This window comes from Bradyrhizobium sp. HKCCYLRH3059, from assembly GCF_051168035.1.
Lineage (GTDB): Bacteria > Pseudomonadota > Alphaproteobacteria > Rhizobiales > Xanthobacteraceae > Bradyrhizobium.
The window spans coordinates 1-23,867 of sequence record NZ_JBNPUF010000017.1; the positions used below are offsets into that span (position 1 = coordinate 1).

Annotated in this window: 19 protein-coding genes, 1 tRNA gene and 1 pseudogene; 11 read left to right on the forward strand and 10 right to left on the reverse strand. The window is 64.1% G+C overall.

The window, feature by feature from the left end; genetic code table 11:
• From ACQR13_RS31770 to ACQR13_RS31780, 3 genes and pseudogenes are all read right to left on the reverse strand, one after another.
• A pseudogene (locus tag ACQR13_RS31770) lies at positions 1 to 773 on the reverse strand (hypothetical protein); the annotation flags it as partial.
• 490 nt (positions 774 to 1,263) lie between these two features.
• Entirely contained in the window at positions 1,264 to 2,622 is a 1,359-nt protein-coding gene (locus ACQR13_RS31775) for a cytochrome c3 family protein (RefSeq protein WP_434863564.1), read from the reverse strand.
• A 12-nt stretch (positions 2,623 to 2,634) separates the two neighbouring features.
• A complete protein-coding gene (locus ACQR13_RS31780; protein WP_316165079.1) occupies positions 2,635 to 3,513 on the reverse strand; it encodes a pyridine nucleotide-disulfide oxidoreductase in 879 nt (292 codons plus the stop codon).
• A gap of 358 nt (positions 3,514 to 3,871) precedes the next feature.
• Here ACQR13_RS31780 and ACQR13_RS31785 point away from each other — a divergent pair, with 358 nt between their 5' ends.
• The 8 genes from ACQR13_RS31785 to ACQR13_RS31820 all read left to right on the forward strand — a co-directional run bounded on the left by ACQR13_RS31785 (position 3,872) and on the right by ACQR13_RS31820 (position 13,415).
• Positions 3,872 to 5,173 carry an NAD(P)-binding domain-containing protein gene (locus ACQR13_RS31785; RefSeq protein WP_315827886.1) on the forward strand — a complete coding sequence of 434 codons (1,302 nt, stop codon included), beginning with the start codon at positions 3,872 to 3,874 and terminating at the stop codon, positions 5,171 to 5,173.
• 46 nt (positions 5,174 to 5,219) lie between these two features.
• Positions 5,220 to 6,662, forward strand: a complete 1,443-nt coding sequence (locus ACQR13_RS31790) for an ankyrin repeat domain-containing protein (RefSeq protein ID WP_316217534.1) — start codon at positions 5,220 to 5,222, stop codon at positions 6,660 to 6,662.
• Positions 6,663 to 6,961: 299 nt separating this feature from the next.
• Positions 6,962 to 8,950, forward strand: coding sequence for a heme lyase CcmF/NrfE family subunit (locus tag ACQR13_RS31795; protein WP_315717736.1), 1,989 nt, complete (start codon positions 6,962 to 6,964; stop codon positions 8,948 to 8,950).
• An 8-nt stretch (positions 8,951 to 8,958) separates the two neighbouring features.
• Positions 8,959 to 9,495 carry a DsbE family thiol:disulfide interchange protein gene (locus tag ACQR13_RS31800; RefSeq protein ID WP_315754748.1) on the forward strand — a complete coding sequence of 179 codons (537 nt, stop codon included), beginning with the start codon at positions 8,959 to 8,961 and terminating at the stop codon, positions 9,493 to 9,495.
• Positions 9,492 to 10,004, forward strand: coding sequence for a cytochrome c-type biogenesis protein (locus ACQR13_RS31805; RefSeq protein WP_434863565.1), 513 nt, complete (start codon positions 9,492 to 9,494; stop codon positions 10,002 to 10,004). Before ACQR13_RS31800 ends, ACQR13_RS31805 begins: the two co-directional genes overlap by 4 nt.
• Positions 10,001 to 11,320: a c-type cytochrome biogenesis protein CcmI gene (gene ccmI / locus ACQR13_RS31810; protein WP_316165074.1), complete on the forward strand. Its 1,320-nt coding sequence runs from the start codon at positions 10,001 to 10,003 to the stop codon at positions 11,318 to 11,320. The genes ACQR13_RS31805 and ccmI overlap by 4 nt, the downstream gene beginning before the upstream one ends.
• Positions 11,321 to 11,383: 63 nt before the next feature.
• Positions 11,384 to 12,037 carry a response regulator transcription factor gene (locus ACQR13_RS31815; protein ID WP_315717732.1) on the forward strand — a complete coding sequence of 218 codons (654 nt, stop codon included), beginning with the start codon at positions 11,384 to 11,386 and terminating at the stop codon, positions 12,035 to 12,037.
• A 4-nt stretch (positions 12,038 to 12,041) separates the two neighbouring features.
• Positions 12,042 to 13,415 (forward strand): HAMP domain-containing sensor histidine kinase, encoded by a 1,374-nt coding sequence (locus ACQR13_RS31820; RefSeq protein ID WP_316170824.1) that lies wholly within the window; start codon positions 12,042 to 12,044, stop codon positions 13,413 to 13,415.
• Between the two features lie 179 nt (positions 13,416 to 13,594).
• Here ACQR13_RS31820 and ACQR13_RS31825 read toward each other — a convergent pair whose 3' ends face one another.
• A complete protein-coding gene (locus ACQR13_RS31825; RefSeq protein ID WP_315754757.1) occupies positions 13,595 to 13,966 on the reverse strand; it encodes a c-type cytochrome in 372 nt (123 codons plus the stop codon).
• Positions 13,967 to 14,178: 212 nt separating this feature from the next.
• Between ACQR13_RS31825 and ACQR13_RS31830 the strand changes: the two genes are divergently transcribed.
• Both ACQR13_RS31830 and ACQR13_RS31835 read left to right on the forward strand, forming a co-directional pair.
• The gene (locus ACQR13_RS31830; protein WP_315754759.1) at positions 14,179 to 15,351 is read left to right on the forward strand and encodes an FIST N-terminal domain-containing protein; all 1,173 of its coding nucleotides are present in this window, start codon (positions 14,179 to 14,181) and stop codon (positions 15,349 to 15,351) included.
• Positions 15,348 to 16,700 carry a hybrid sensor histidine kinase/response regulator gene (locus tag ACQR13_RS31835; RefSeq protein WP_315717728.1) on the forward strand — a complete coding sequence of 451 codons (1,353 nt, stop codon included), beginning with the start codon at positions 15,348 to 15,350 and terminating at the stop codon, positions 16,698 to 16,700. Before ACQR13_RS31830 ends, ACQR13_RS31835 begins: the two co-directional genes overlap by 4 nt.
• Here the strand turns inward: ACQR13_RS31835 and ACQR13_RS31840 are convergent.
• From ACQR13_RS31840 to ACQR13_RS31865, 6 genes are all read right to left on the reverse strand, one after another.
• Positions 16,654 to 17,388 (reverse strand): response regulator transcription factor, encoded by a 735-nt coding sequence (locus ACQR13_RS31840; protein WP_315717727.1) that lies wholly within the window; start codon positions 17,386 to 17,388, stop codon positions 16,654 to 16,656. The two genes, ACQR13_RS31835 and ACQR13_RS31840, sit on opposite strands and share 47 nt — an antisense overlap.
• Before the next feature lie 207 nt (positions 17,389 to 17,595).
• Entirely contained in the window at positions 17,596 to 18,285 is a 690-nt protein-coding gene (locus tag ACQR13_RS31845; RefSeq protein WP_315754761.1) for a response regulator transcription factor, read from the reverse strand.
• A 70-nt stretch (positions 18,286 to 18,355) separates the two neighbouring features.
• Complete coding sequence (locus ACQR13_RS31850; protein WP_434863566.1) at positions 18,356 to 19,567, reverse strand: c-type cytochrome; 1,212 nt, start codon at positions 19,565 to 19,567, stop codon at positions 18,356 to 18,358.
• 141 nt (positions 19,568 to 19,708) lie between these two features.
• A complete protein-coding gene (locus ACQR13_RS31855; RefSeq protein ID WP_316204566.1) occupies positions 19,709 to 21,400 on the reverse strand; it encodes a PQQ-dependent methanol/ethanol family dehydrogenase in 1,692 nt (563 codons plus the stop codon).
• Between the two features lie 1,209 nt (positions 21,401 to 22,609).
• Positions 22,610 to 22,694, reverse strand: a tRNA-Leu gene (locus ACQR13_RS31860).
• 135 nt (positions 22,695 to 22,829) lie between these two features.
• Positions 22,830 to 23,078, reverse strand: a complete 249-nt coding sequence (locus ACQR13_RS31865; protein WP_315717718.1) for a FliM/FliN family flagellar motor switch protein — start codon at positions 23,076 to 23,078, stop codon at positions 22,830 to 22,832.
• A gap of 65 nt (positions 23,079 to 23,143) precedes the next feature.
• Here ACQR13_RS31865 and lipB point away from each other — a divergent pair, with 65 nt between their 5' ends.
• Positions 23,144 to 23,866 carry a lipoyl(octanoyl) transferase LipB gene (lipB, locus tag ACQR13_RS31870; protein ID WP_315754767.1) on the forward strand — a complete coding sequence of 241 codons (723 nt, stop codon included), beginning with the start codon at positions 23,144 to 23,146 and terminating at the stop codon, positions 23,864 to 23,866.
• Position 23,867: the final 1 nt, after the last annotated feature.

Here is a 23,867-nt window from a genome sequence, read left to right on the forward strand (position 1 = left end):
GTGTAGGTCGTGAAGCTCGCCGCGGTGTTGCTGTGGCAGTTCGAGCACTGCAGCGTCCCGGTCGGGATGTGCGGCGGTGTCGTCATGCCCTGCGCGGTCTTGCTGTTGTGGCAGGTCGCGCAGTTGGTGTCGGTCGCGGCGTGCTTGAACGCCGCGCCGCCGAAGCTCGCCGTGCTGGTGTGACAGGACTCGCACGGCAGATTGGTCTGGAGATGGTTGCTGGACTTGCCGCGCGCCGTCGTCCCGTTGTGACAGTTGGCGCAACCGGCGACGATGCCGGCGTGGTCCATCTTCATTCTGATGCGAAAGCTCGCCGTCGACCTGTGGCACACATCGCATGGCGCCGCCGTCGTGATGTGATCCTTCGACTTGCCCCGTGCCATCACGCCGTTATGGCAGGTCGTACATGACGCCTTCGCCTGGGTATGATCGATCGCCCGAACGTCCTTCCATGTCGAGGTCTGGTGGCAGCTCTCGCATCGCCTCGTGGACATCGGGTGGTTGACCGACATGCCCGCCGTCTGCGCGCCGTTGTGGCAACTGGCGCACTGCGTCTGCGTGCCCTTGAACCGCCCGCCGACGTGACAGGACGAGCACTCCACCCCGACATGGCTTCCGGTCAGCGGAAAACCTGTCGAGACATGGTCGAATGAGCTCTGCGCGGCGGCATGCCCTGCCAACACGAGAGCGAGCAGCATACAGGCGAGCAGCCACTGCACCATACGGTGCGAGGCTCGCGCCACCAGCCCCAGCTTGCTGTAGCAGCTGCTCAACTCCAACTCCGCTCTTCACTCTCGACTCGATCGCCAGCCGGACATCCGACGGAGACCGGCCGACCCCAATCCAGCCGAGACCGTTGAGCGTCCGCTGCTCGGCGGTCGCCCCGACAAATCCAAGACACCCTTGCGGATTTCCCCTACGGCCCGGCGGCACGTCTTCCCCAGCCACCGAATACTCGGAACGCTCCGTGCTCCCTTGATCGAGCGCTGCATCGATCGGGCGACGACGGAGTCATCGGCCAGATCACGCAGCCTTCGCTACGCCTACGACAGGGCTTCCAGAGACGCGCAAAGCTGGCCCAAAACTGGGCCAAGCTGAACTCAAGCTGAATGGAGGTTAAGGTTTCTGACGTCGCGCGCGCGCAATGGTCCCGCAAGCTCATCACGCAAGCCATTGATCTGCATGCGAACTGATAGCCGCTGCGAGCCGATGTCAGCTCGACACCATCTCAGACGCCGTGTGCGGCCAACGCAGCCGTTCGAATCAGTTCCTGATCTGAACGTTGCGCCATCCCGTTGCGACATGGCAGCGCTCGCACGTCTGACCGAAGGTGCCATTGTGCACGTCCGAGCTGCGATGACAGCTGAAGCAATCCATCGGCAACTTCAGATCCGGCGGCGACTTGGCCTTGTGACAGGCCTCGCACGTGATCTTCTGGTGGACACCGACCAGCGGGAATCGTGTCTGCCGCGCGTGATCGAAACGCCAAAGCCGCCACCCATTCGGATTGTGACAGCTGGCGCACCGCCCTCCGAGTTTCCCCTGGTGGAAATCCTTGTGGCAGCTCTCGCAGGCCATCGGCGTATTCTTGTAGGTCGGCGTCCGGTGGCACTCCTCGCAAGGCACCGACTTGTGCAGACCTATCAACGGAAAACGCGTAATCTCGTGATCGAAGGAGAGCTTCTTCCGCCAGCCCGCATCGCTATGGCACGTCTCGCAGCGTTCGCCGAGCTTGCCCTGATGCGGATCCTGCTTGCGGTGACAGGACACGCATGACGTCGCGAGCTTGTCCCGATAGAGATCACCCGTATGGCAGCTCTCACACTTCACCTTGGCATGCGCATTTCGCAGCGGGAAGCGGGTCTTGTCGTGATTGAAGCGGACCGTCTTCCATTTCTCCTGATCGTGACACGTCTCGCACTTGTCGCCGAAGCGGCCGCCATGGACGTCCTGAAGACGGTGGCATGAGCCGCACGACGTCTGCAGATCCTTGTATTGCTCGCCGGAGTGGCACGTCGCACAAGCGACCGACTTGTGGGCGCCCACGAGGGGAAACCGGGTCTTCGTGTGGTCGAACTCCTTGGTCGCGCGCCATTTCACCGCCGTGTGGCAGTTCTCGCAGCGTTCACCAAGCCGGCCGCGATGCGGATCGAGCGCCTTGTGACACTCGAAGCAGGTCGAGGGCGTGTTGCGGAACTTCACCTTCGCGACGTGACATCCCGCACAAGGCACGGTCTTGTGCGCATCGACCAGCCGGTAGTTCGTCATGTCGTGGTTGAAGGTTTCCTTGTCGAGTTGGACGATGTCGGTTCCACGCCCCTTGTGGTCGGTGTGACACTGCCTGCACTCCTGGCTCAGCGCCGCCTGGTCACGTCCGTGCAGGCGCTCACGCTGCCTGCGATCGACGGCAATCTCCTTGTGGCAATCGAGGCAGAGGCCCGACTGTGCCTTCCGGGTATAGGCTTCGTGGCACTTTCCGCATTCGCTCTCGAGCTTGGCATGCTTCTCGGCCAGCGGGCCGGGCATGACCAGCTTTTCCAGCAACGTCTGTGCTCGAACTCCGGCCGACAGCATGGCAACGCCGGCCAGGACGGCGACAACGACCGCAACACGCCACCGCATCACGCAACTCCGTCAATAGTGATGGACGGCCCAGACATGAACGACGCCCGCCAGCAGCATGAGAAAAAACAGCGGCAGATGAAGCACATGCCACAGCGAAAACAATCGTTCGAAGAACGTCAGCTCAGCGGCCTTGCGCACTGCGGCGGCGTAACGCCGCACCACCTCCTCGATTCGCTTCTCGCGACGCCGTCGCTCGGACCACGACCATCGCGCGCGCTTGGCTTCGGCGCGAATGAGCCGGCGCGCTTCCGCAACCACATTGGCGCGCAGCCGTCTCGTCCGCGCTGCGATGACCGCGCCGGTCCGCAGGCTGCCCAGCGCAGTTCGCGGCACCTTGTTGTCGAGCCCCTTGCTGAAGGCAGCCAGCTCCCGCGACACGAACGAGACGGCCTGCATCTCCTCACCGAGCTCCGTTCGCATTGCCTCGGCCTCGGCGAGCAGCTCCTTGACACGCGCTCTCCCGCCATGGAGGCCCATATGGATCTTGCCATAGATGTAACGGCCGATCACGCCGCTGATCGCCACGATCAGCATGGTGAAGAATGCCACGTTGCTGTTGAGCGCCCCCAGTTGGAAATTCGCATGGAATAGGATGAGCACGGGACCAATGACGCCGAGCAGCATGTGGGTCCTGAACCAGAACGGCACCGAGCCGATGCCGCGCAGCGACTTGAAGCGCTTACGCATCGAATAGGCCAGCAGCGACAGCATGGCGACGCTGCCGTAGATCCCGAGCCAGTATCCGGTGCCGGAGCCCGGCGTAATATACTCCTCCTCCTTCTGCAGCCACCCGACGGCAATCGCTCCGAGGACGATGACCGTGATGACGACCGGAATGGTTCCTCGAAGAGGATTGCCGCTCGCGCGAGCGACCGCTGCTCTGCTCATGACCTCGACGTTTCCTGTGAATCCCGAATGCCGGATCGGCGGAAGCCAGACCCGTTCGCGGAGCCCCGGATCTCAGTCGAGAGAGAACTTAGTGATAACCACTTGCAACAACCCTCTCCGTCTTCCGACACCGACGTCATTAGTCCGAAATCAGTGCGAGCCATATTTCCGCCGACGGCATCTGTTCAACGAATGATCCAATCCTGGTCTCCAAGACGTCAGATCATTCTGGAATTTCTATGTCGGCATCTCTTGAGAGGAATTTGCATCTAGCACCGCATCCGACCTTTTCACGCGGAGTTCGCGGTCGGCGACTCTCTATCTTCCGCTGTTAGTTCGTAAGAAAGAGAGAGACGACATGGCGATCGATCTCCTGATTGTCTACGCCGCGCCAATGCTCGGCGTCTGGGCCACTTACATGGCCGTGCGCAAGCGGAAGGAAATAAAGAGCGTCGCGAAGCTCTCGGCCGCCAAGGACGCCGGTCTTCTCGAGCCGGCATCGCTCCATCCGATCATCGATCCTGCCTTGTGCATCGGCTGTGGCTCATGCGTCAGGGCGTGTCCGGAGGGCGACATTCTCGGCCTGATCGGCGGCAAGGCGTCGCTGGTCGAGCCTTCGCATTGCATCGGACACGGCGCCTGCAAGGCGGTGTGCCCCGTGAACGCCATCACGCTGGTGTTCGGCACCGAAACGCGCGGCATCGACATTCCGAACGTGGATGAAGCGTTCCAGACCAACGTGCCCGGCATTTTCATCGCCGGGGAGCTCGGCGGGATGGGGCTGGTCCGCAACGCCATCGAGCAGGGACGCCAGGCGATCGACTCCGTCCGCAAGGTCAAGAACATCGGCAAGTCCGATATGCTCGACGTGGTGGTCGTCGGCTGCGGTCCGGCCGGTCTCTCCGCCAGTCTCGCCTGCCTGCAGCATCGGCTGCGCTTCGTCACGCTCGAGCAGGACTCGCTCGGCGGCACCGTCGCGCACTTTCCCCGCGGCAAGCTGGTGATGACGGCACCTTTCACGCTGCCGCTCGCGGGCAAGTTCAACTTCAGAGAGCTCAGCAAGGAGCAGTTGATCGCCTTCTTCATGAGCATCGTGCGCAAGTCCCGCCTCAAGGTGAACGTCGGCGAGCGCGTCGAGGCCGTCACCCGAGTCGGAGAAGGCTTCGACGTCAGGACGAACCGCGGCAGCTACAGAACGCATGCCGTGCTCCTGGCGATCGGGCGCCGCGGAACGCCGCGCAAGCTGGAGGCTCCAGGCGAAGAGCAGACCAAGGTCGTCTATCGACTGGTCGACCCCGAGCAGTATCGCGGCCAGCACGTGCTCGTCGTCGGCGGCGGCGACGCTGCATTGGAAGCCGCATGCTCCATCGCCGATGAGCCTGGAACGACGGTGACCCTGTCGCATCGCAGCGAGTCGTTCGGTCGCGCCAAGCTGAAGAACCGTCAACGGACGGAAGCAGCCGCCCAATCGGGCCGGCTCCGCGTCATCTACAATTCGTCAGTCAAACGGATCGGCGGTGACGACGTCGAGATCGATGCCAATGGCAGCACGAGCACGATCCGAAACGATGCCGTCATCGTGTGCGTGGGCGGCATTCTGCCCACCGCATTCCTGAAGAGCATGGGTATCGAGGTCGAGACGAAATATGGCACGGCTTAAGTCCTCTCACGTCATCATCCCCCTGATCTGTCTCGTCGGCTCGACCGTGCCGTCGGTCGCCCCGGCCGGCGAAACGCCGGCCGGCGTGAGCTCGGAAGCATCCGCGAGCCAGGCGGCCGATGCCGCGATCCGCGCCGGACATCCCGAGGACGCACTGAAGCTGCTCGAGCGCGCCGCCAGCGCCGGCAATCCGGAGGCGCAGTACCGGCTTGCATCACTTTACCGCGCCGGTCTCGGCACCAGAGCAGACGACACGCTGGCGTTCAAATGGATGGAGGCAAGCGCAAGGAAGGGACACGTCAAGGCGCAGTATAATGTCGCAGCGATGTGGCTTGCGGGCCGCGGAACGCCGGCCGATCCCGACCGGGCGCGGGACTGGCTACGCAAGTCGGCGGCGGCCGGCTATCAGCCCGCCGAGCAGTTGCTGGCCGACATGGTCAACCGAAATGCGCGCCCGCGCGCCGGGGAGCCGGCGCGCGAAGCTGCGCGCAGGCCGCCCCCAACGCTCGATGCGCAGGCCGCCATGCGAAACGGCCATCCGGCCATCATCGACGCCGCCCTGCGGGGCCAGTTCGATCCGATGCGCCAGCTCATCGCTGCGAAGGCTGACGTCAACGCGGTCAACGAGGACGGCGATACGCCTCTGGCGATCGCCGCGGCCGCCGGGCATCTTCGGCTGGTGGAGCTCCTGCTCGCCTCGGGAGCCAATCCGAACACCAGCAACCGGCGCGGCGACACGCCATTGATGCTGGCAGCGGACAAGGATCATGGAGACATCATCAGACTGCTGCTGACCAAGGCGGCCGACCCGTCTGCAGCGCGTGCAGATGGCGCGACCGCACTACTGATGGCGCTCAGCCGCTGCAACGGCGCCGCTATCGCCGCGCTCCTCGACGGCGCCTCCGGCAGTCTGCCCGCGTTGGCAGACGGCCGGACCCCACTCATGATCGCGGTCGCGTCGTGCCCAAATGGCCCGCTCGATCGGCAACTCGTTCAGAGATCCGACCTCAACGCCGCCGATGGGCAGGGCCGCACCGCACTCTGGCACGCGGCCGGCAATGGCAATACGCACGCGATCGGACAACTGATCCGCGCAGGTGCGGACGTCAACCGCGCGGACACCGACGACAAGACGCCGTTGCTGAATGCCATCGAGGGCCGCAGCGCCGCGGCCTCGCTGCTTCTGTTGGACCATGGGGCCGACCCGAAACGCGCGACAAGAGGCGGAAATACCGCTCTCATCCTCGCCGCGCGCGCCGGGCTTGCGGATGTCGTCAGTGAGCTTCTCAGGCGCAAGGCCGACCCGAACATGCGCAACGGCCAGGGCATGAGCGCGCTGATGATGGCGGCCCATGAGGGGAATATCGGCATTGCGCACAGCCTTCTCGCCGCCGGTGCCGAAAAGCAGTTGAGGAACAAGCGCCGCGAACGTGCCACCGACATCGCCGCTGCCAGCGGTCACGGCGATATCGCCAAGCTTCTGGAATAGCGGACGATTTCGTTTCGCCACCCTGCCTATCATGCGGTCGACGTCGCGTTCGCTGCTCGACGGCGCGGCAGATGATTCGCACGCTATATCTCAACGAATATAACACTAAGTACCAAGACGCCCCGATGATACCGTTCTCCGGCCGTGAGTGCGAATGAGTTGCAGTTACACTACGATGCACGTCGATGGATCATCATCATTCCGTACGAATGATGCCTCATTCGGCGCATTGATTGTCGGCGCATCACAGACACTTGATAGTTAGCTGCAGGAATATCCGCTGCAGTCGGAGATACCACATGACAGCGGAGGTCGGATCGTTTGCGCTCATTCTCGCGCTCCTCGTATCGCTGGTGCAGTCGATCGTTCCGTTCGCAGCGCTGCGCCGCCAATCCGCGATGATCGCCGGCTTCGTTCGTCACGCTGCCTTGACTCAGTTTCTGTTCGTCGCGATCGCATTCGCATGCCTGACGTCGCTGTTCGTCCACTCCGACTTTTCAGTCCAGGTCGTCGCAGCGAATTCGCACACGCTGAAGCCGCTGCTCTACAAGGTCTCCGGAGTCTGGGGAAACCATGAGGGATCCATGCTGCTGTGGGTCCTGATCCTCTCCTTGTTCGGCGCGGCAGTTGCATTGTTCGGAACGAACCTTCCGGAGCGGCTGCAGAGCAACGTTCTCGGCGTGCACGGCATGATCGGCCTCGGCTTTCTGGCGTTCATCGTCTCGACGTCGAATCCGTTCGCGCGGCTGGTCGATGCTCCCCTCGAAGGCAACGGACTGAATCCGATTTTGCAGGATCCTGGCCTCGCCTTTCATCCACCGTTTCTGTATCTGGGTTACGTCGGCTTCTCGATGGCGTTCTCGTTCTCGGTCGCCGCGCTGATCGAGGGAAAGGTCGATGCCAGCTGGGCCCGCTGGGTCCGACCGTGGGTGCTCGCGGCCTGGTGCTTTCTCACGATTGGAATCACGCTGGGCAGCGCATGGGCGTACTACACGCTCGGCTGGGGCGGCTGGTGGTTCTGGGACCCCGTCGAGAACGCCTCCTTCATGCCGTGGCTTGCGGGGACTGCGCTCCTGCATTCCGCCCTGGTGGTCGAACGACGGAGCGCCCTCCAGAGCTGGACGATCCTGCTGGGGATCGTGACCTTCTCATTGAGCCTGATCGGGACTTTCCTGGTGAGGTCCGGCGTGCTCACCAGCGTTCATGCCTTCGCACAGGACCCGTCGCGTGGCGCATTCATCCTGGCGCTCATCCTGGTGGCGACCGGCGGGGCGTTGACGCTGTATGCGATCAGGGCCCCAAGCCTGAAGCACGGTGCGCTGTTCGCAGCCGTCAGCCGCGAGAGCGGCCTCGTCCTCAACAATGTGCTGCTCACGGCAGCCGTGGCCACCGTGTTTCTCGGCACGTTCTACCCGCTCCTCGTCGACATGCTCGGAAACGACAAGATCTCCGTCGGTCCTCCCTACTACAACTTGACGTTCGTTCCGATCATGGTTCCGCTGCTGCTTGCCATGGTGATCGGCCCGGTTCTGAAATGGAAGCGCGATCTCCTCGTTGCGGCCCTGCAACGACTCCGCCTGGCCGGGGGACTTGCGGCATTCATTGCCGTCGCGATCCTCGTCGCGACGTTCGGACAGCGTTTCCTGGTTGCGTTCTTCTTCGGCATCGCCGTCTGGCTCGTGATCGGCTCGCTGATGGTGCTGGCTCATCGCGTCCGCCTCGGCATGACGACTCCCTTGGCGACCTCGCTCAACCTCGCGCGCACCACCCCGCTCGCGGTCTACGGCCTGGTGCTGGCCCATGCGGGAATGGGCGTCACCGTCGCAGGCATTACCGGGATGACCGCGTGGGCCAGCGAGAAGGTGCAGATGCTGCGGCCGGGCCAGAGCCTGCAGCTCGCGGGCTACGACATCAAGCTGCGCTCGATCGGAAAATTTCCAGGCCCCAACTACGAAGCCGAGCGTGGCACGTTCGACATCACGCGGAACGGCAAGCCGTTCACGCAGCTTTCCAGCGAGCGCCGCTTCTATCCCGTCAGACAGCAGCAGACGACCGCCGCCGGCATTCGAACCAACCTGATCTGGAACGTCTACGTGACGCTCGGTGATCCCGACGACAAGGGCGCGTGGGCGGTGCGCTGCTACTATCACCCTCTGGTGCCGCTGGTCTGGATCGGCGCACTGATGATGGCTTTCGGCGGCTTCATCTCGCTGGCCGACCGGAGATTTCGTGTCGGTGCTCCGCGACGGGCGATGCGGGCCGTACCGACTGCCGTTCCTGCTGAATAGGACGAGATATGCCGCGCCTCCCCTATCTCATACCTCTCGTGGCTTTCGCCGCACTGGCCGCTGGACTGGCTTTCAGCCTGACCAACGATCCGCAGCGAATGCCCTCGACCCTGATCGACAAGCCGACGCCGCGTTTCCAGCTCGCGTCGCTCGACGGCAAGAGCGGCGGTCTTGCCAATACCGACCTGCAGGGCGACGTGGTCCTGCTCAACGTTTTCGCATCCTGGTGCCCCGGATGCCGCGTCGAGCATCCCATGCTGCTCAAGCTCGCAGAGAGCTCCGCGATCCCGATCTATGGGCTGAACTGGAAGGACGATCGGAACGACGGCAAACGTTGGCTTGCCAAGCATGGCAGTCCCTATGCCCGTGTCGGCTCCGATGAGTCCGGCCGGGCCGGCATCGATCTTGGCGTGACCGGCGTTCCCGAAACCTTCGTGATCGATCGGGCCGGCCGCATCCGCTTCCGCTATCCCGGCCCGCTGACCGAAGATGTATGGCGTGACGATTTCGAACCTCTGCTGAAGGCACTCAGGAGCGAGTCATGAACTGCCGGCGGATCAAGCGCGCGGCCGAAGCGCTGCTCGTCAGCTCGCTCGTGCTGACGGCGACATGGTCGCCATCTCGTGCGGTGCTTCCCGACGAAATGTTGCGCGACGAGGGACTGGAGGCGCGCGCGCGCGCGCTGGGCCAGGAGCTGCGCTGCGTCGTTTGTCAAAATCAGAGCATTGACGACTCGAACGCTCCATTGGCGCATGATCTGAGGGTGCTGCTGCGCGATCGCCTGCAGGCCGGCGACAGCGACCGGCAGGCGGTGGACTTCCTGGTCGCACGCTACGGCAACTTCGTCCTGCTCAAGCCTCCCTTGCAGTGGAATACCATCGCGCTGTGGATCGGTCCCCTGCTCGCCCTGCTCACGGCCATCGTCGGCTTCGGCCGCTACGTGCGCCGGGCGGCAGCCAATGCGAGTGCGCCCGAGGCGGAGCACGTCGCTCCGCTCAACGCCGACGAACTCGAAGCCATCGAGGCGATCCTCGATCGACGGAGCCTTTCATGATGCTGTGGCTGATCCTGACGGCGATGATTTCCGTGGCCGCCGTGCTCATATCGACGCCATTCATCCGCAGCTACGAGCGGAGACGGTTGGCTTCGGCTCAGGGACTTGCCGTCCACCACGACCAGCTCCGCGAGATCGAGAACGAAACCGCACGCGGCCTGATCGACAAGTCGGATGGCGAGAACGCGGCCAGCGAGATCAAGCGGCGCATTCTCGCCGCAGCCGCCGCCGAACAGCCATCGGCGCCCTCCCTCACCAGCTCCGAACGAAAATTTGCGCTCAGTGTCGTCACGCTGACGGTGGTGTTCGGCTCCGTCGGTCTGTATGCGGTCGTCGGAAATCCGGATGTCCCCGCGGCCGGACCGGGCCAGACCGCCAGCAGCACCACGGCGAGGTCGGTTGGCGAGGCGCGATCCGACGCCGGCACCCAGGCCATTGCCTCGCTGGAGCAGATGACCGGCCAGGACGGTCGCGACCGACCGCAGCAGAGCAGCGGACTGCCGCCGGTCGAAGAGATGATCCAGCGTGTCCAGACCAGACTGGAGCGGAATCCCAAGGATGCCGACGGATGGCGGCTGCTGGGCTGGTCGCTGTTCAACATCGAGCGCTTTGCAGAGGCGGCACAGGCCTATGCGCGCGCAATGGAGCTGCGGCCAGGCTCGGCAGAATACCGCAGCGCACGCGGCGAAGCGCTGGTGCGGGCCGCGGACGGCACCGTCACGTCCGCAGCCCGCGCGGACTTCGACGAAGCACTCAAACTGGATCCCAAGGACGCGCGCGCCCGCTTCTTCATCGGCGTCGTGAAAGAACAGGAGGGAGACAAACGGGGTGCGATGGCCGACTGGACGGCGATCGTATCGGAGGCCGATCCGAACGAGCCGTGGCTGCCCGATCTCAAGCAGCGGCTCGGCGCGCTTCGTCGCGAGCTCGGAGAGGATGACGGCTCGCCATCGCCTGCCCGACCGAACCTGTCCGCCGAGCGCATGCAGGAACTCCTGCGCTCCGGCAAGACCTCCGCGACCGAGCCGGCGGAGCCGCGCGGCCCCCGCGCCGAGGACATTCGCAAGGCGGAAAGCATGTCCACACAGGACCGCAACCTCATGATCCGGGGCATGGTGGATGGCCTTGCGAGCCGACTCGAGCAATCACCGCGCGATGCAGAAGGCTGGATCAAGTTGATCCGCTCGCGGGTGGTACTGGGCGATGTCGAGGCGGCGAAACAGTCGCTGCAACGCGCATTGTCGGTCTTTGCGGAGGACGTCCCGGAGCGCACGCGCATCGCTGACGCAGCCAGAGAGCTCGGGATCAATCCATAGCGTTCGAGGCCCGATCAGCGTGTCCGCATCGTCGGAACCCGTTCGGCAACCGGAGGAATGGCAATGCGCATTCTGCTCATAGAGGACGAGCCCATCTACGCGGAGCGCATCAGGGAAAGCCTGGCCGATGCCGGTTTCGAGGCGGATCTCGCCACCGATGGCAAGCAGGGCTGGATGCTGGGCAACAGCCAGCCCTATGATGCCGCGGTGCTCGACCTCGGACTGCCGTGCATTTCGGGCCTCGACGTGCTGCAACGCTGGCGTCATACCGGGCACACGCTGCCGGTGCTGATCCTGTCCGCCCGCAGCGGCTGGGTCGAGCGTGTCAACGGCCTGAACGCGGGCGCGGACGACTATCTCGAAAAGCCCTTCAAGGCGCAGGAGCTCGTCGCGCGGGTCAAATCGCTGCTCCGTCGGGTCTCCAGCAGACCGGACGCCGTGCTCCGCCTCCGGCAGATCGAATTCAACGCGGCGGCCGGCCTGGTCAAGAAGGACGGGGAGATCGTCGACCTGACTGCACTCGAGTTGCGCGTTCTCGAACTCCTCATGCGCCGCGCCGATCATATCGTGTCGCAGACCGAGCTGCTGGAGCACATCTATCCGAGCAGCGACCATCGCGACTCCAATACGGTCGAAGTCTACATTGCCCGGCTCAGGAGAAAGCTGGGGCGTGACTGCATTCGCACCGTCAGAGGCATGGGATATCGCTTCGGGTAGAGCAATGTTCAGCCGCAACTTCCGAGCCCGGATGCTCGCGGTCGCCGCGATCTGGATTTCCATCGTCTTGTTCGCCAGCGGGCTCGGGCTCTCGATCGTCATTCGCCGTGTCGTCGAGGCCCACTTCGATCATGACCTGCTGGATCACGCCCGCGAGCTCGCCGATCTCGTGGAACTCGACGCCACGCAGCGGCTGTTCATCGCCCGCGATCTGAGCGATCCGCGTTTCTCCCCTGCCCGGTCCGGAATGTATTGGCAGGTCATCCTGCAGAACGGCGAAAGCGCGCGCTCGCCGTCGTTGCAGGATGACCTTTTCCTTTCATTCACGCCCGACCAGAGTCGCGAGGGTTCCCTGCCCTCCTCCACGGCGCTTAGTGTGGAGGGACCGACCGGGCCGATGCGCATGGTCCGAAACATCAGCGAGCCGTCTCGCCTCGGGCAACCCGTCGAAATCCGTGTCGGTGCAGACGAGCGACTGATTAGTGACGAGATGCAGCACCTCAATCTGACGCTGATAGCGACGCTTGGTATCATGGCCCTCGCCATGGTTGGCACCGCCTACGCTCAGGTCGCTTACGGCCTGCGGCCGCTCCAGCGCATGAGTCGCGCCATCGTGGACGTGCGTAGCGGCAAGACCTCAAGGCTGCCTGAGGACCTGCCGGAGGAAATCATGCCGCTCGTCACCGAGCTGAACGGAATGATTGCGGCAAATCTCAACATGGTCGATCGCGCTCGCGTACTCGCAGGAAGTTTTGCACACGCGCTGAAGACACCTCTGGCAATTCTCGACGAGGAGGCAGCACGGCTGAAAGCGTCCGGTCAGGAGATCCACGCTCAGATTCTGTCGGAGCAGTGCTCGCGAATGGCGCTGCTCATCGACTACCAGACGGCGCGCGCAAAGGCCTCCACGATCGCGAATGCAGGTGCGTTTGCGGTCGTCGCAGACGTCTTGAGGAGCGTCATCAATACCTATTCGCGATTCAGCCCAGGGCACGACCGGCGATTCGAAGTCGAAGGAGCAGCCGACGTCGTCGTTGCCTGCGACACCAACGATCTGACCGAACTCATCGGCAACCTGCTCGACAATGCGGCTAAATGGGCACGTGACCGCGTCGTGATTTCGATCGAGGATCTCGACAGCACCGTCTTGATCACGGTTGAGGACGACGGGCCCGGCATTCCAGTCGAGCATCGAATGCGCGTGTTCGACGTGGGCACGAGACTTGACGACGCGAAGCCCGGCACTGGGCTCGGTCTGGCGATCGCCCGCGACCTGACCAGCCTCTATGATGGCCGACTGTGGATCGAGGATTCGAGAATTGGGGGCGTCGCCCTGAAGCTTTCGCTTCGAAAGAAGGGTGATCCAAGCTCATCGTGACATGCCTGGTACCCGCAGCCTCACAACCGCTTGCAGAAACGCCGGCCCGACACCCAACCCGCTCATAGCGATGATGCCCTGGGCCAGCGCGCCAACGATGCCAGTCGTAATCGGTGAGCGGCTCTTTTCCAACGGCGCGGCCTGCAGCGTCGGCAAAGTCGCCAGCTTCCCCGGCTACGCTATTTCAGAGTCGACAGATAGGCGACGACGTCGGCCCGCTCCTTCGCGTCCGCCAATCCTTTGAAATACATCTTGACGCCGTGAACGTTCCCGCGAGGATCGGCGATATAGGCATCCAGTGCCGTCGCGGTCCAAGGCGCATTGTTCTTTTTCATGCTCTCCGAATAGGCGTAGTCCGGCACAGCCGCTGGCTGCCGTCCAACGATGTTCCAGAGGCTCGGGCCGACCTTGTTGACGCCGATCTCGGCAGAGTGGCAGTTCTGGCAGATGCGCTGGAAGATGCTCTTCCCGGCGACCGGATTTCCGTCGAGCGCGCGGGCGCTCGGTGCCAGGCTGGCGAGAACGGCGACAAGAGCGATGCGGCGGAGCATGCGAAATCTTTCCCTATTCGATCCGGAGCGGGCGCGGGCCAGCCCCCGGGCCATGCCGGTGAGCAGATCCGCGCAGATGATCGGACGACAGCCCGGCCCAAGTCCTTGTCCTGGATCAAGCCGCGCGGTTGCCGTTGCTGCTCAATTGGCTTAATCTTCTAAAAAAACGAACGATCGCCAACAAACCAAAGTGTCGTTCTGGGAGGTGCCCGATGGGAGACGCCGATCCTCGGCCCCCGCGTCCGTCTGGCGTGACTGCTGCAAAGTCCAAGGCTGCGACGGAGGCCGCTGCGGCGGCCGACATCTGCGGCCAGTTGCCGGCCGAGGGGTTGGCGATGGTGCTGATCTTCCTGTCGCCCCACTACGATCCAAACGAGTTCATGGTGGAGGTGACGACCCGTCTTGCGGACGTCCCCGTATACGGCTGTACGACGGCCGGAGAGCTGTCGCCCGATGGCTGGGACGACAACAGCGTCGTCGCTCTCGGATTTGCCGCCGAGGATTTCACGGTATTCGCACAGCCCATCTTCGGGTTGTCGGGCTTTCGCGTCGATGAAGGACGTCGCCTCGGCAACCAGATGAGGCAGGACCTCTCGCGGCACGGTGGTCGCGACGACGACGGCGTATTCGGGCTCGTCCTGATCGACGGCATGTGCCAGCGCGAAGAGGCGATCATGTCGGCGATCTACGCCTCGCTCGACAATATTCCCCTGGTTGGCGGGTCGGCCGGCGACGGTCTGCGGTTCGAGCGCACCTGGGTCTTTCACGACGGCAAGGCCCACACGGACATGGCCGTGCTGATCCTGATCGGGACGTCATTGCCGTTCCGGCTGTTCAAATGCGACAATTTCGAGCCGACCTCGACCAAGATGGTGGTGACGGAGGCCGATCTCGAGCAGCGTATCGTCAAGCAGCTCAATGCCGAGCCGGCGGCGGAGGAATATTGTCGCGCGATCGGAATAGCCGATTCCGAGCTCGACCCGTTCCTGTTTGCGGCCCATCCGGTCCTGGTGCGCGTGGGAGGCTCCTATTTCGCGCGCTCGATTCAGCGCGTCAGCCCTGACGGCTCGCTCCGGTTCTTCTGCGCGATCGACGAAGGAATGGTGCTGACGGCGGCGAGGTCACGCAACTCCGTGGCGGCCGCCCGCGAGATGCTGGCCGAGGTCCGCGACGAGATCGGCGAGGTCTCGATCTTCATCGGTTTCGAGTGCATCCTCAGGCGTCTTGACGCAGAGCAGCATCAGTTTGCGCGGGAAATGTCCGATCTCTATCGCGACAACCGGATCGTCGGATTCCATACCTATGGCGAGCAGTACGGTTCAATGCACGTCAATCAGACGCTGACCGGGGTCGCGATCGGCAAACGTGGAGCGGCGCAGCCATGACCGCCGCGGGGTCTCCGGAAGACCTGCAGCGCGAGGCGGCCAAGCTCAGGAAGATCAACGCCGCGCTGATGTCCCGGGTCGAACGCTCGATGGACCAGCAGTTCAATGCGTTCTCGCTGTTCGAAACGGCGATCGCGCTCGATCAGCAGGTGCGCGAGCGGACGCGCCAGCTGCGTGATGCGCTGCGTTCGATCGAAACCGCCAACAAGGACCTCTTTCGGGCCAAGCAGCAGGCTGAAGCGGCCAGCTCCCTGAAATCCTCGGTTCTCATCTCCGTTACGCATGATCTGCTTCAGCCGCTCAACGCCGCGCGGCTCACGCTCTCGACCTTGGCGGACGAAGTCTCGTCCGATCGCGGAACGGCCATGGTCGGCCAGGTCGACCATTCGCTGGCCATGCTCGAGGATCTGCTGCGATCCCTGCTGGAGATTGCCAAGCTCGATGCCGGAGCCCTGCGCCCCGATGTCAGGCCCGTTCTGCTTTCGACCCTGTTCGAGCCGCTCGAACGCGAATTCGCCCCGATCGCGGCCAAACGCGGGTTGTCCCTGCGCATTTGTCCGTGCTCGATCGCCGTGGTCTCGGATGCCATGATGCTGCGGCGCATCTTGCAGAACCTCCTCGCCAACTCTCTGCGCTACACGCGGCGAGGCGGCGTCGTCATGGGATGCCGGCCGGGGCCGGGAGCAGGCCGGGTTCGCATCGAGGTCCACGACACCGGCCCGGGCATTCCCAAACCGCAACAAGAAGCGATCTTTCTCGAATTCCAGCGCGGTCAGCCGAGCGCCGAGGATCAAGCCGGCTTCGGGCTGGGCCTGTCGATCGTCCGCCGCTTCGCCAAGGCATTGGACCATGAGGTCGGGCTGGCTTCGCGGGTTGGACATGGGTCCACATTCAAGCTCGAGCTCGACCGCGCCGACCCGGCAGCCGTACTGCCGGATCCGCATCCTGCGGATCACGTCGACCACGACTATGGCGGGCTCGAAGGCGCCAAGATCCTGCTGATCGAAAACGACCTGGCCACCGCCGAGGCCATGGTCAGTCTGTTGGAAAAATGGGGCTGCGACGTCGTGGCGACGGCGTCGCTGAATGACGCTTTGCAGCGTTTGAGTGCGCTCGGGGCGGTCCCCGAGACGATCATCGCGGATCTCCACCTGGATGGCGACGAGAGCGGGCTTGCCGCCATCCGGGACATCAGGCAATTCCTCGGCCGAGATGTTGCGGCCATGATCGTGACGGCCGACTATTCCGAAGACGCAGCCAGGGAAGCAAGCCAATACGGGCTCGAGATCTTGACCAAGCCGGTCAGGCCTGCGGAGCTTCGCGCGCTGTTGTCGTTCTTGCTGTCTTGAGCGCCTCAGCGCCGTTTGCCCGAGCCGGCGTGCGCGGCTCGCCGATGAGGTTCACGAAGTCGATCTTTTCCATCTCGATGATGGCCTTGGTCCTGCTCATGACGCGAAGCTTGCGCAGGATCTCCGAGACGTGGACCTTCACCGTCGTCTCGCAGATCCCGAGCTCATAGGCGATCTGCTTGTTCTGCAGTCCGCGGCGGATCAGGTCGAGCACGCGCAGTTGCTGCGGCGTCAGCTCGTGAAGACGCTTCAGGAGGTCCTGAGCAGGAAGTCGGCCACGGCGCGCACTGGCGCAGAGGGAGCCGCCTTCAACATGGACCTCGCCCCGCAGCACGGCCTTGATCGCGTCGGCAAGTTGCTGCTTCGAAGTCGACTTCGAGATGTAGCCGGAGACACCCAGCGCGAGAACATGGGCGACGAGGTCCGGGTCCCGATGCGCGGAAACCACCAGGATCGGTGTGCGCGGCGCGGTCTTGCGGATGCGGATGACGCCGGAGAGTCCGGTCGTTCCGGGTGTCGAGAGGTCGAGCAGGATCAGGTCGAATCTCGGCGGAGATGAAAGAAGCCCGACGGCCATGTCGACGGACGTCGCCTCGCACATCTCGGCATCAGCCAGAGCGGCGCGGATCGCGCTCTCCAGCGCCTCCCGAAACAGCGGATGGTCCTCGACGATGAGCAATCGAGCCACGTGCCTGCCTCCCCCGGCCGGATCGAAGATCCGGATCATTCAGTGTCGCGGATCCGACATTCAACCAGCGTGCGGGCTGCGTCTTCGAAGGAACGTCAGAACCGGAGCATCAGCGATACCGCGTTGGTTGGCATCAATCAACGACCACGACGCCATCGACGTCGCCACGCCTGCGGTGGCCGTGGAGTCGTGCGGCGCAACAATTCGCTACGGGTGCTTTCGACCCGAAGCGGTGCGCGATCCCTGCCGGTCGGCCGGCACGTTCAGCGCGATCTTGCCGATCTCGATGACGGCCTTGTTGCGGCTGAACAGACGGAGTTTTCTCAGGATCTCGGTGATGTGCGCCTTGACGGTCGACTCCGCAAGCTGAAGCTCGCTGGCGATTTCCCGGTTCTGATAGCCACGCCTGATCAGGTCGAGGACGCGAAGCTGTTGTGGCGTCAGCTCCTCGAGACGCGCCTGCAGCGCGCGAGATGACCCCTTCCCGTGGCGCTCGACGACGGGCACGAAGTCTTTCGGAACCGAGATCGAGCCGCTGAGCACGCGCTCGATCGCGGACGTCAGCTCACGCTTCGAGGTCGACTTCGGCAGATAGCCGGCCGCGCCGAGCGAAAGCGCCTCGCGCACGACGTTCTGGTCCTCTTCACTCGAGACGATCGCGACTGGAAGCCGCGGATACGCGGCGCGAAGCCGCTGGAATCCCGAGAAGCCCATGGCATCGGGCAGCGTCAGGTCGAGCAGCGCCAGGTCGATGTCGGGTTTCATTGCGAGGGTGGTGAGCGCATCGGCAATCGACAGCGCCTCGAAGATCTCGGCGTCGGGATGCGCCAGACGCACCGCATTGCCGAGAGCTTCGCGAAACAGCGGATGATCGTCGATGATCAGAAAGCGCGTCATGTCCGACCTTCACTCGCCGCCAGCACGTGCCGGGTGGATCCGGCAGATCGTGTCGGCCGGTGCCCCTCCTTCAATTTGCCGTTTCTGACGACTGCACGGTCAGCAGGAACGTATAGATGCTCTCGAACTGGTCGTCGGTAAAGACCTCCTTCCAGGCGGGCATGCCCTTGGAGGGACGGCCTTCATGCACGGTGGTCCAAAATTTGTCGCGCATGTCCTCGCCGTAGCGGGTCCGCAGCCGTCGCAGGTCGATGCGCCGTTCCGCCTGCACGGCGTCGGGTCCGTGACAATGCGCGCAGGTGCCGTTGAAGATCTCTTTGCCCAGCGTCACCGCCTCGGTCTTCGACTCGCTCGCAGTCGAGTCCGAAACCCTCATCACGGCGGCCTCGGCGACCGGCTGGCGGAGAAGCTGAGCAGGGTCAGTCGTCGACGCCAGCCTGATCGGGCGCGGCACGGCGCCGAGCCTGATCGACGGCTCGCCCGGCAGCCCGTATTTGACCGCCAGCTCGGCGATCCGCGGTGCGAGCTGCGGCAGCGCGGCGTCGATCTGATCGCGCAATTGCGTGGAGCTTTTGGCAAGGCCGATCGCGGCATCCCAGGACAGACCGTCGCCCTCGACCGGCTGGATCCGGAAGCTGCTCTGGTAGATCGTCTTGTTCAGCCAGCCTGCAACCGGCCCCCAGATGAAGGCGATGTCGGCCTTGCCGTGGGCCAGCGCCGCCAAGCCTTCGTCCGGTGTCAGCACCGTCACCTTCTCGATGTCGTCGCGCTGGGCCAGCAGATTTTGCGGCGTGGTCTGGTATTGCACCGCGACGCGCTTGCCTCGAAGGTCGTCGATGCCATGGACCACCAACGTTCCGCGGCTGACGAGCGCGTAGGTCTCGGTCGCGATCTTCTTCGAGAAGATCACGGCCGGTCCCATGAAGTCCGCTGACAGCGGCAGGCCGATCATCGCGTCGCACTGCTTGCCCAGCAGCGTCACGCGCACGGTTCGCTTGCCGAAATAGGATTTGTACCAATCATACGTCACGGGGCGGCCGAGCTCACGCGACAGCGCCTGGCCAACCTCGAGATAGAATCCCGGCTGCGTTGGATTGTCGCTCGAAAACGGAAGATTGGTCGGATCCGCACAAAGCCGCAGCGGCTCCGCCTCGTTGGCCAGGCTCGCCGCCGACGCGGCCAGCACGGTGGAGGCCACCAAGGCGACGAGAGCCGTCGCGCTTGCTGCCAGTTCGGCGGCGGCCCGCCAATTCGAGCCAGTCTGACGGCGATTCAGGCGCATCCTCGATCCCTCAGGTCTTGTTTATCTGTTTGTACGGCTCGGTCTCGCGGCCGGCCGTCTTCGTCCGCTTGAAGCGGATTGGCTGAACGCCGCGCGTGTCCCCGCGGCCGGGGCCACGCGCAGCCGTCGCGAGCGTTGCGGTTATTGGACCGCGAACACGAACAGGGCGCCGCCCTCGGGAGCAGCGTTTGTCATCTTCTTGCCGATCTCGCCCAGGAACGCCGGGATCGAGGCGGTGCGGCCGACGACGACGGCGACGTACTGCTTGCCGTCGACCGAATAGGTCACCGGACCGGCGCCGATGCCGGAGCCGAGATTCTTCTTCCACAGAATCTTGCCGGTCTTGGCGTCGATGGCGCGGAAGTCGCCGTGAAGATTGCCGGAGAACACCAAGCCGCCGGCGGTGCTCAGCGTGCCGCCGTTGAACGGAAGGTCTTCCTGGATCGACCAGACCTTCTTGTTGTTCACGGGATCCCAGGCGATGAGCTCACCGAGAAACCCGCCGGGGCCTTCCTTGGTCGGGAATTCCGCACCGAGATAGAACACGCCGCGCTTGTACGAGACGTCGCTGACCGACCAGTCCATGCAGACATTGTTCGCCGGGATGTAGACCAGGCCGGTGTCCGGATTGTACGACATCGGCTGCCAGTTCTTGCCGCCGATCAGGTTCGGGCAGACGTCCTTGACGGGATGTCCGGGGCCCGGCCGTTTGTCCGGATCCTCGACCGCGCGCAACGTCGAGGTGTCCCATTTCTGCGCCCAGTTGGCGAAGACGTATTTCTCGGCCGAGATCACCTTGCCGGTCTCGCGGTTGGCCACGAAGAAGAAGCCATTGCGATCGGCCTTCATCAGCGTCGGGACAGCCGCACCGCCAACCTTGAGATCGGCGAGAATAGCCTCGTTGACGCCGTCATAGTCCCAGGCATCGGCAGGCGTGGTCTGGATGTGCCACTTGATCTTGCCGGTGTTCGGATCGAGCGCCAGCGTGGATGCCGTATACAGATTGGTCAGCTTGCCGAAATCGCCATTGCCGGTCGAGCGCACGGCGGTGTTCCAGGGACCTGGATTGCTGGTGCCCCAATAGACCGTGTCGCTCTTCGGATCGTAGGAGCCGACCAGCCAGGCCGCGCCGCCACCATGCAGGCCGGTGTCACCCTTCCAGGTCTCGCTGCCGGGCTCGCCGGGCGCAGGCACGGTATAGGTCTGCCAGACCATCTTGCCGGAGTTGATGTCGTAGGCCTGCAGCGAGCCGCGCACGCCGTACTCGCCGCCGCCGAATCCGGTGATGACCTTGTCGCGCACGACCAGCGGCGGCGAGGTGATCACCGAGCCCTGCTTGTAGTCCACCACCTTGGACGTCCACAGCTCCTTGCCGGTGGCGGCATCGAGCGCGGTCAGCTTGCCGTCGAGCCGGCCGACGAACAGCTTGCCGTCGGCGTAGGAGATGCCGCGGCTGTTCACGTCGCAGCAGGCATATTGCAGCGTATCGTCCGGAATGTCCGGCTCATAGGTCCATTTGCGCGCGCCGGTCGCGGCATCCAGCGCATAGACGTATTTCGGCCCCCACGACGTCGAGACGTAGAGCGTGTTGCCGATCACGATCGGCGAGGCCTCGTTCGAGCGTAGCGAGGCCAGCGAGAACGAATAGACCAGCGACAGCTTGCTGGCGTTCTCGGTGTTGATCTCCTTGAGCGGGCTGAACCGGGTGTTGCCGTAGTCATGCCCGGCCATCGCCCAGGCGCCGGGCTCGCTGGCGGCCTTCAGCGCCGAGTCGTTGGCGCGGACGCCTAACGTGCCGGCGACAAGGAAGGCAACCGTCGAGATGCCAGCCAAGAATCTCCTGCTTGTGAAGTTCATCAGTTCCCTCCGCTTATGTCTTTGTTGTGGTCGTATGGCGCGTGCGCCAGCCCCAAGATGAGCAGTCGCGCTGCAAGCAACGGGGCGATTACAGCATCAGCTCCGCCCGGCTCTCATAGGCGGAAGGTAGTAGGCGCAGGGGATCGGGGTTGAACGCCGATTATCGCGCCCTTTCAGCGACTTACCGGAATTCCATGACCTGCGGGCGGAAGGATCGTTATCGCCATGATGAACGAGGCGCGCTTCTGCTGTGCGGTCTCGTGGCCGCCCGGCGTCCTCGCGGTCGCCACAGCGAGGGAAGCCGTCGCTCTCGAGATGACGCCTTGAACAACCCGGACCGAACGGCGGCATCGTTTAGTTCGGCGAACGCATCGCGGCACGCCCCCGCTCATCTGGTGATCATGGTTGAGCGATGACGCCACGCAGGCGCCGCAGGGCGGGCAAAGGCGCGCCAACAACGATGGTGTCGTGCACGATCTCGCACGAGCCGTGCCCACCGCCCGCCCCACTGGCGCCAATGGTGGCACGCGTCGCCTTCGGCGTCGCTTTGCCGTCCCATGGCAGCGTCACGTGCGGCGGAGTCGGGGTGCACGGCGCGACGGACTCCGTCAGCGTCATCAAGCTGATTTGGCCCCGTCCAGACCTTCTGAAGAAAATAATCTTGTTGCTATTTTTCCGAATACGTGTTTGTGTATCGCCATCCTGGACCCGCCGAGAGGGGCGCTTCGCGATCGTCACGAGACGTGGGGTCTGGGGATGCGGTGGCCGCAGGCGTGCTGCAGCGGGCTCACGGGCTCGCCGACGAACGGCAGGTTTGCGGACGTGAAGACGCGTGGTCCTGGCGCCCCGATGCTGGCGCCAAGTCGTCGGGCGATGATCCCGAGGGCGACGGTGGCTAAAGAGCCGGACACCGGGGAGATCGCGACATAAGCGTGAAAACCATCGCGCGGGGAATGCCGGGATGTCTCGGCTGAACCTGTGGTTCCTGCCGCCTGCATTTTTTTCGCAGGCGGGCCATGGGTGCGGCCAGCGCCCGGCATTCCCCGCGCCCTCTCATTCTCGAGGGCGGAACGACCGGCACAACTCGGACGCCATCGCGCCGCGGGACCGCAGCCCATCGCCCGAACGAAAGGCGCGAGGCCGGAACAAACCGCAAACAGATTTGAAGTTTTGGGGAGAGAGGGATGGTGCGCTCGGAGGGACTCGAACCCCCACGGTGTTACCCACTGCCACCTCAAGGCAGCGCGTCTACCAATTCCGCCACGAGCGCGAAGAAGAAGCCGGAGCCAGAGGAAGGGCGGCACCGGATCAGTGGCGCCCGTGTATCAAATCGATGTCGGGGGGACAAGGCCCGCCCTGCCCTAAAATACCGGATTGTGGACGGTTTTGGCTTGGCCGGGGCGCGCTATCGCGACGTCGGCGTCGGCGAGCGCGGCAGCATCTGCTTGACCTCGACCGCGATGCGGTTGCGGTCGACCAGCACCACCCCATTTGCGATCGGCAGATTGTTGGCGAGCACCTTGACGTCGTCGGCCTCGGTGGCGTCCAGCTCGATGATGGCGCCGCGGGACAGGCGCAGAACCTGGTGGATGGGCATGGAGCAGGTGCCGAGAACGACCATCAGGTCGACTGTCACTTTATCGAGGGTTGACACTGCAGGACCACCGAAGTCACGACTGGATTTTCGTTGCCCAGACATCACCATGTTGTGGTTAGCCAATGGTTAACAGCCGCGAAACACTCGATCTGACCACCTTTGCTGGGCCCCCCGGCAACGCCGTGGCGTGGCGCATCTCCGATTCGCTGATCGACTACGCCCAGGCCACCGAGTTCATGGAGGCGCGGGCGGCCGCGATCGCCGCTCACGAGGCCGCGGAGATGGTCTGGCTGCTCGAGCACCCGCCGGTCTACACCTCCGGTACGTCGGGCAAGGCCGAAGACCTGCGCGATCCGCGCTTTCCGCTGGTGCCGACCGGGCGCGGCGGCCAGGTCACCTATCATGGGCCCGGCCAGCGGGTGGCCTATGTCATGCTCGACCTCAAGCGGCGCCGGCCGGATGTGCGAGCCTATGTCGCGGCGCTCGAGGAGACCATCATCCGCACCCTCGATGCCTTCAACGTGCGCGGCGAGCGGCGCGAGGATCGCGTCGGCGTCTGGGTCAAACGGCCCGACAAGGGCGAGGGCCATGAGGACAAGATCGCCGCGATCGGCGTGCGGCTGAAGCGCTGGGTCACCTTTCACGGCATCGCCATCAATGTCGAGCCGGACCTGTCGCACTTTCAGGCCATCGTGCCCTGCGGCGTGACCGATCCGCGCTACGGCGTCACCAGCCTGGTTGATCTCGGCCTGCCGGTGACGCTCGCCGATGTCGACATCGCGTTCCGGCAGGCGTTCGAGAGCGTCTTCGGCGCCGTCAGCGTCGCGCAGCCGGAGACGGCATGAG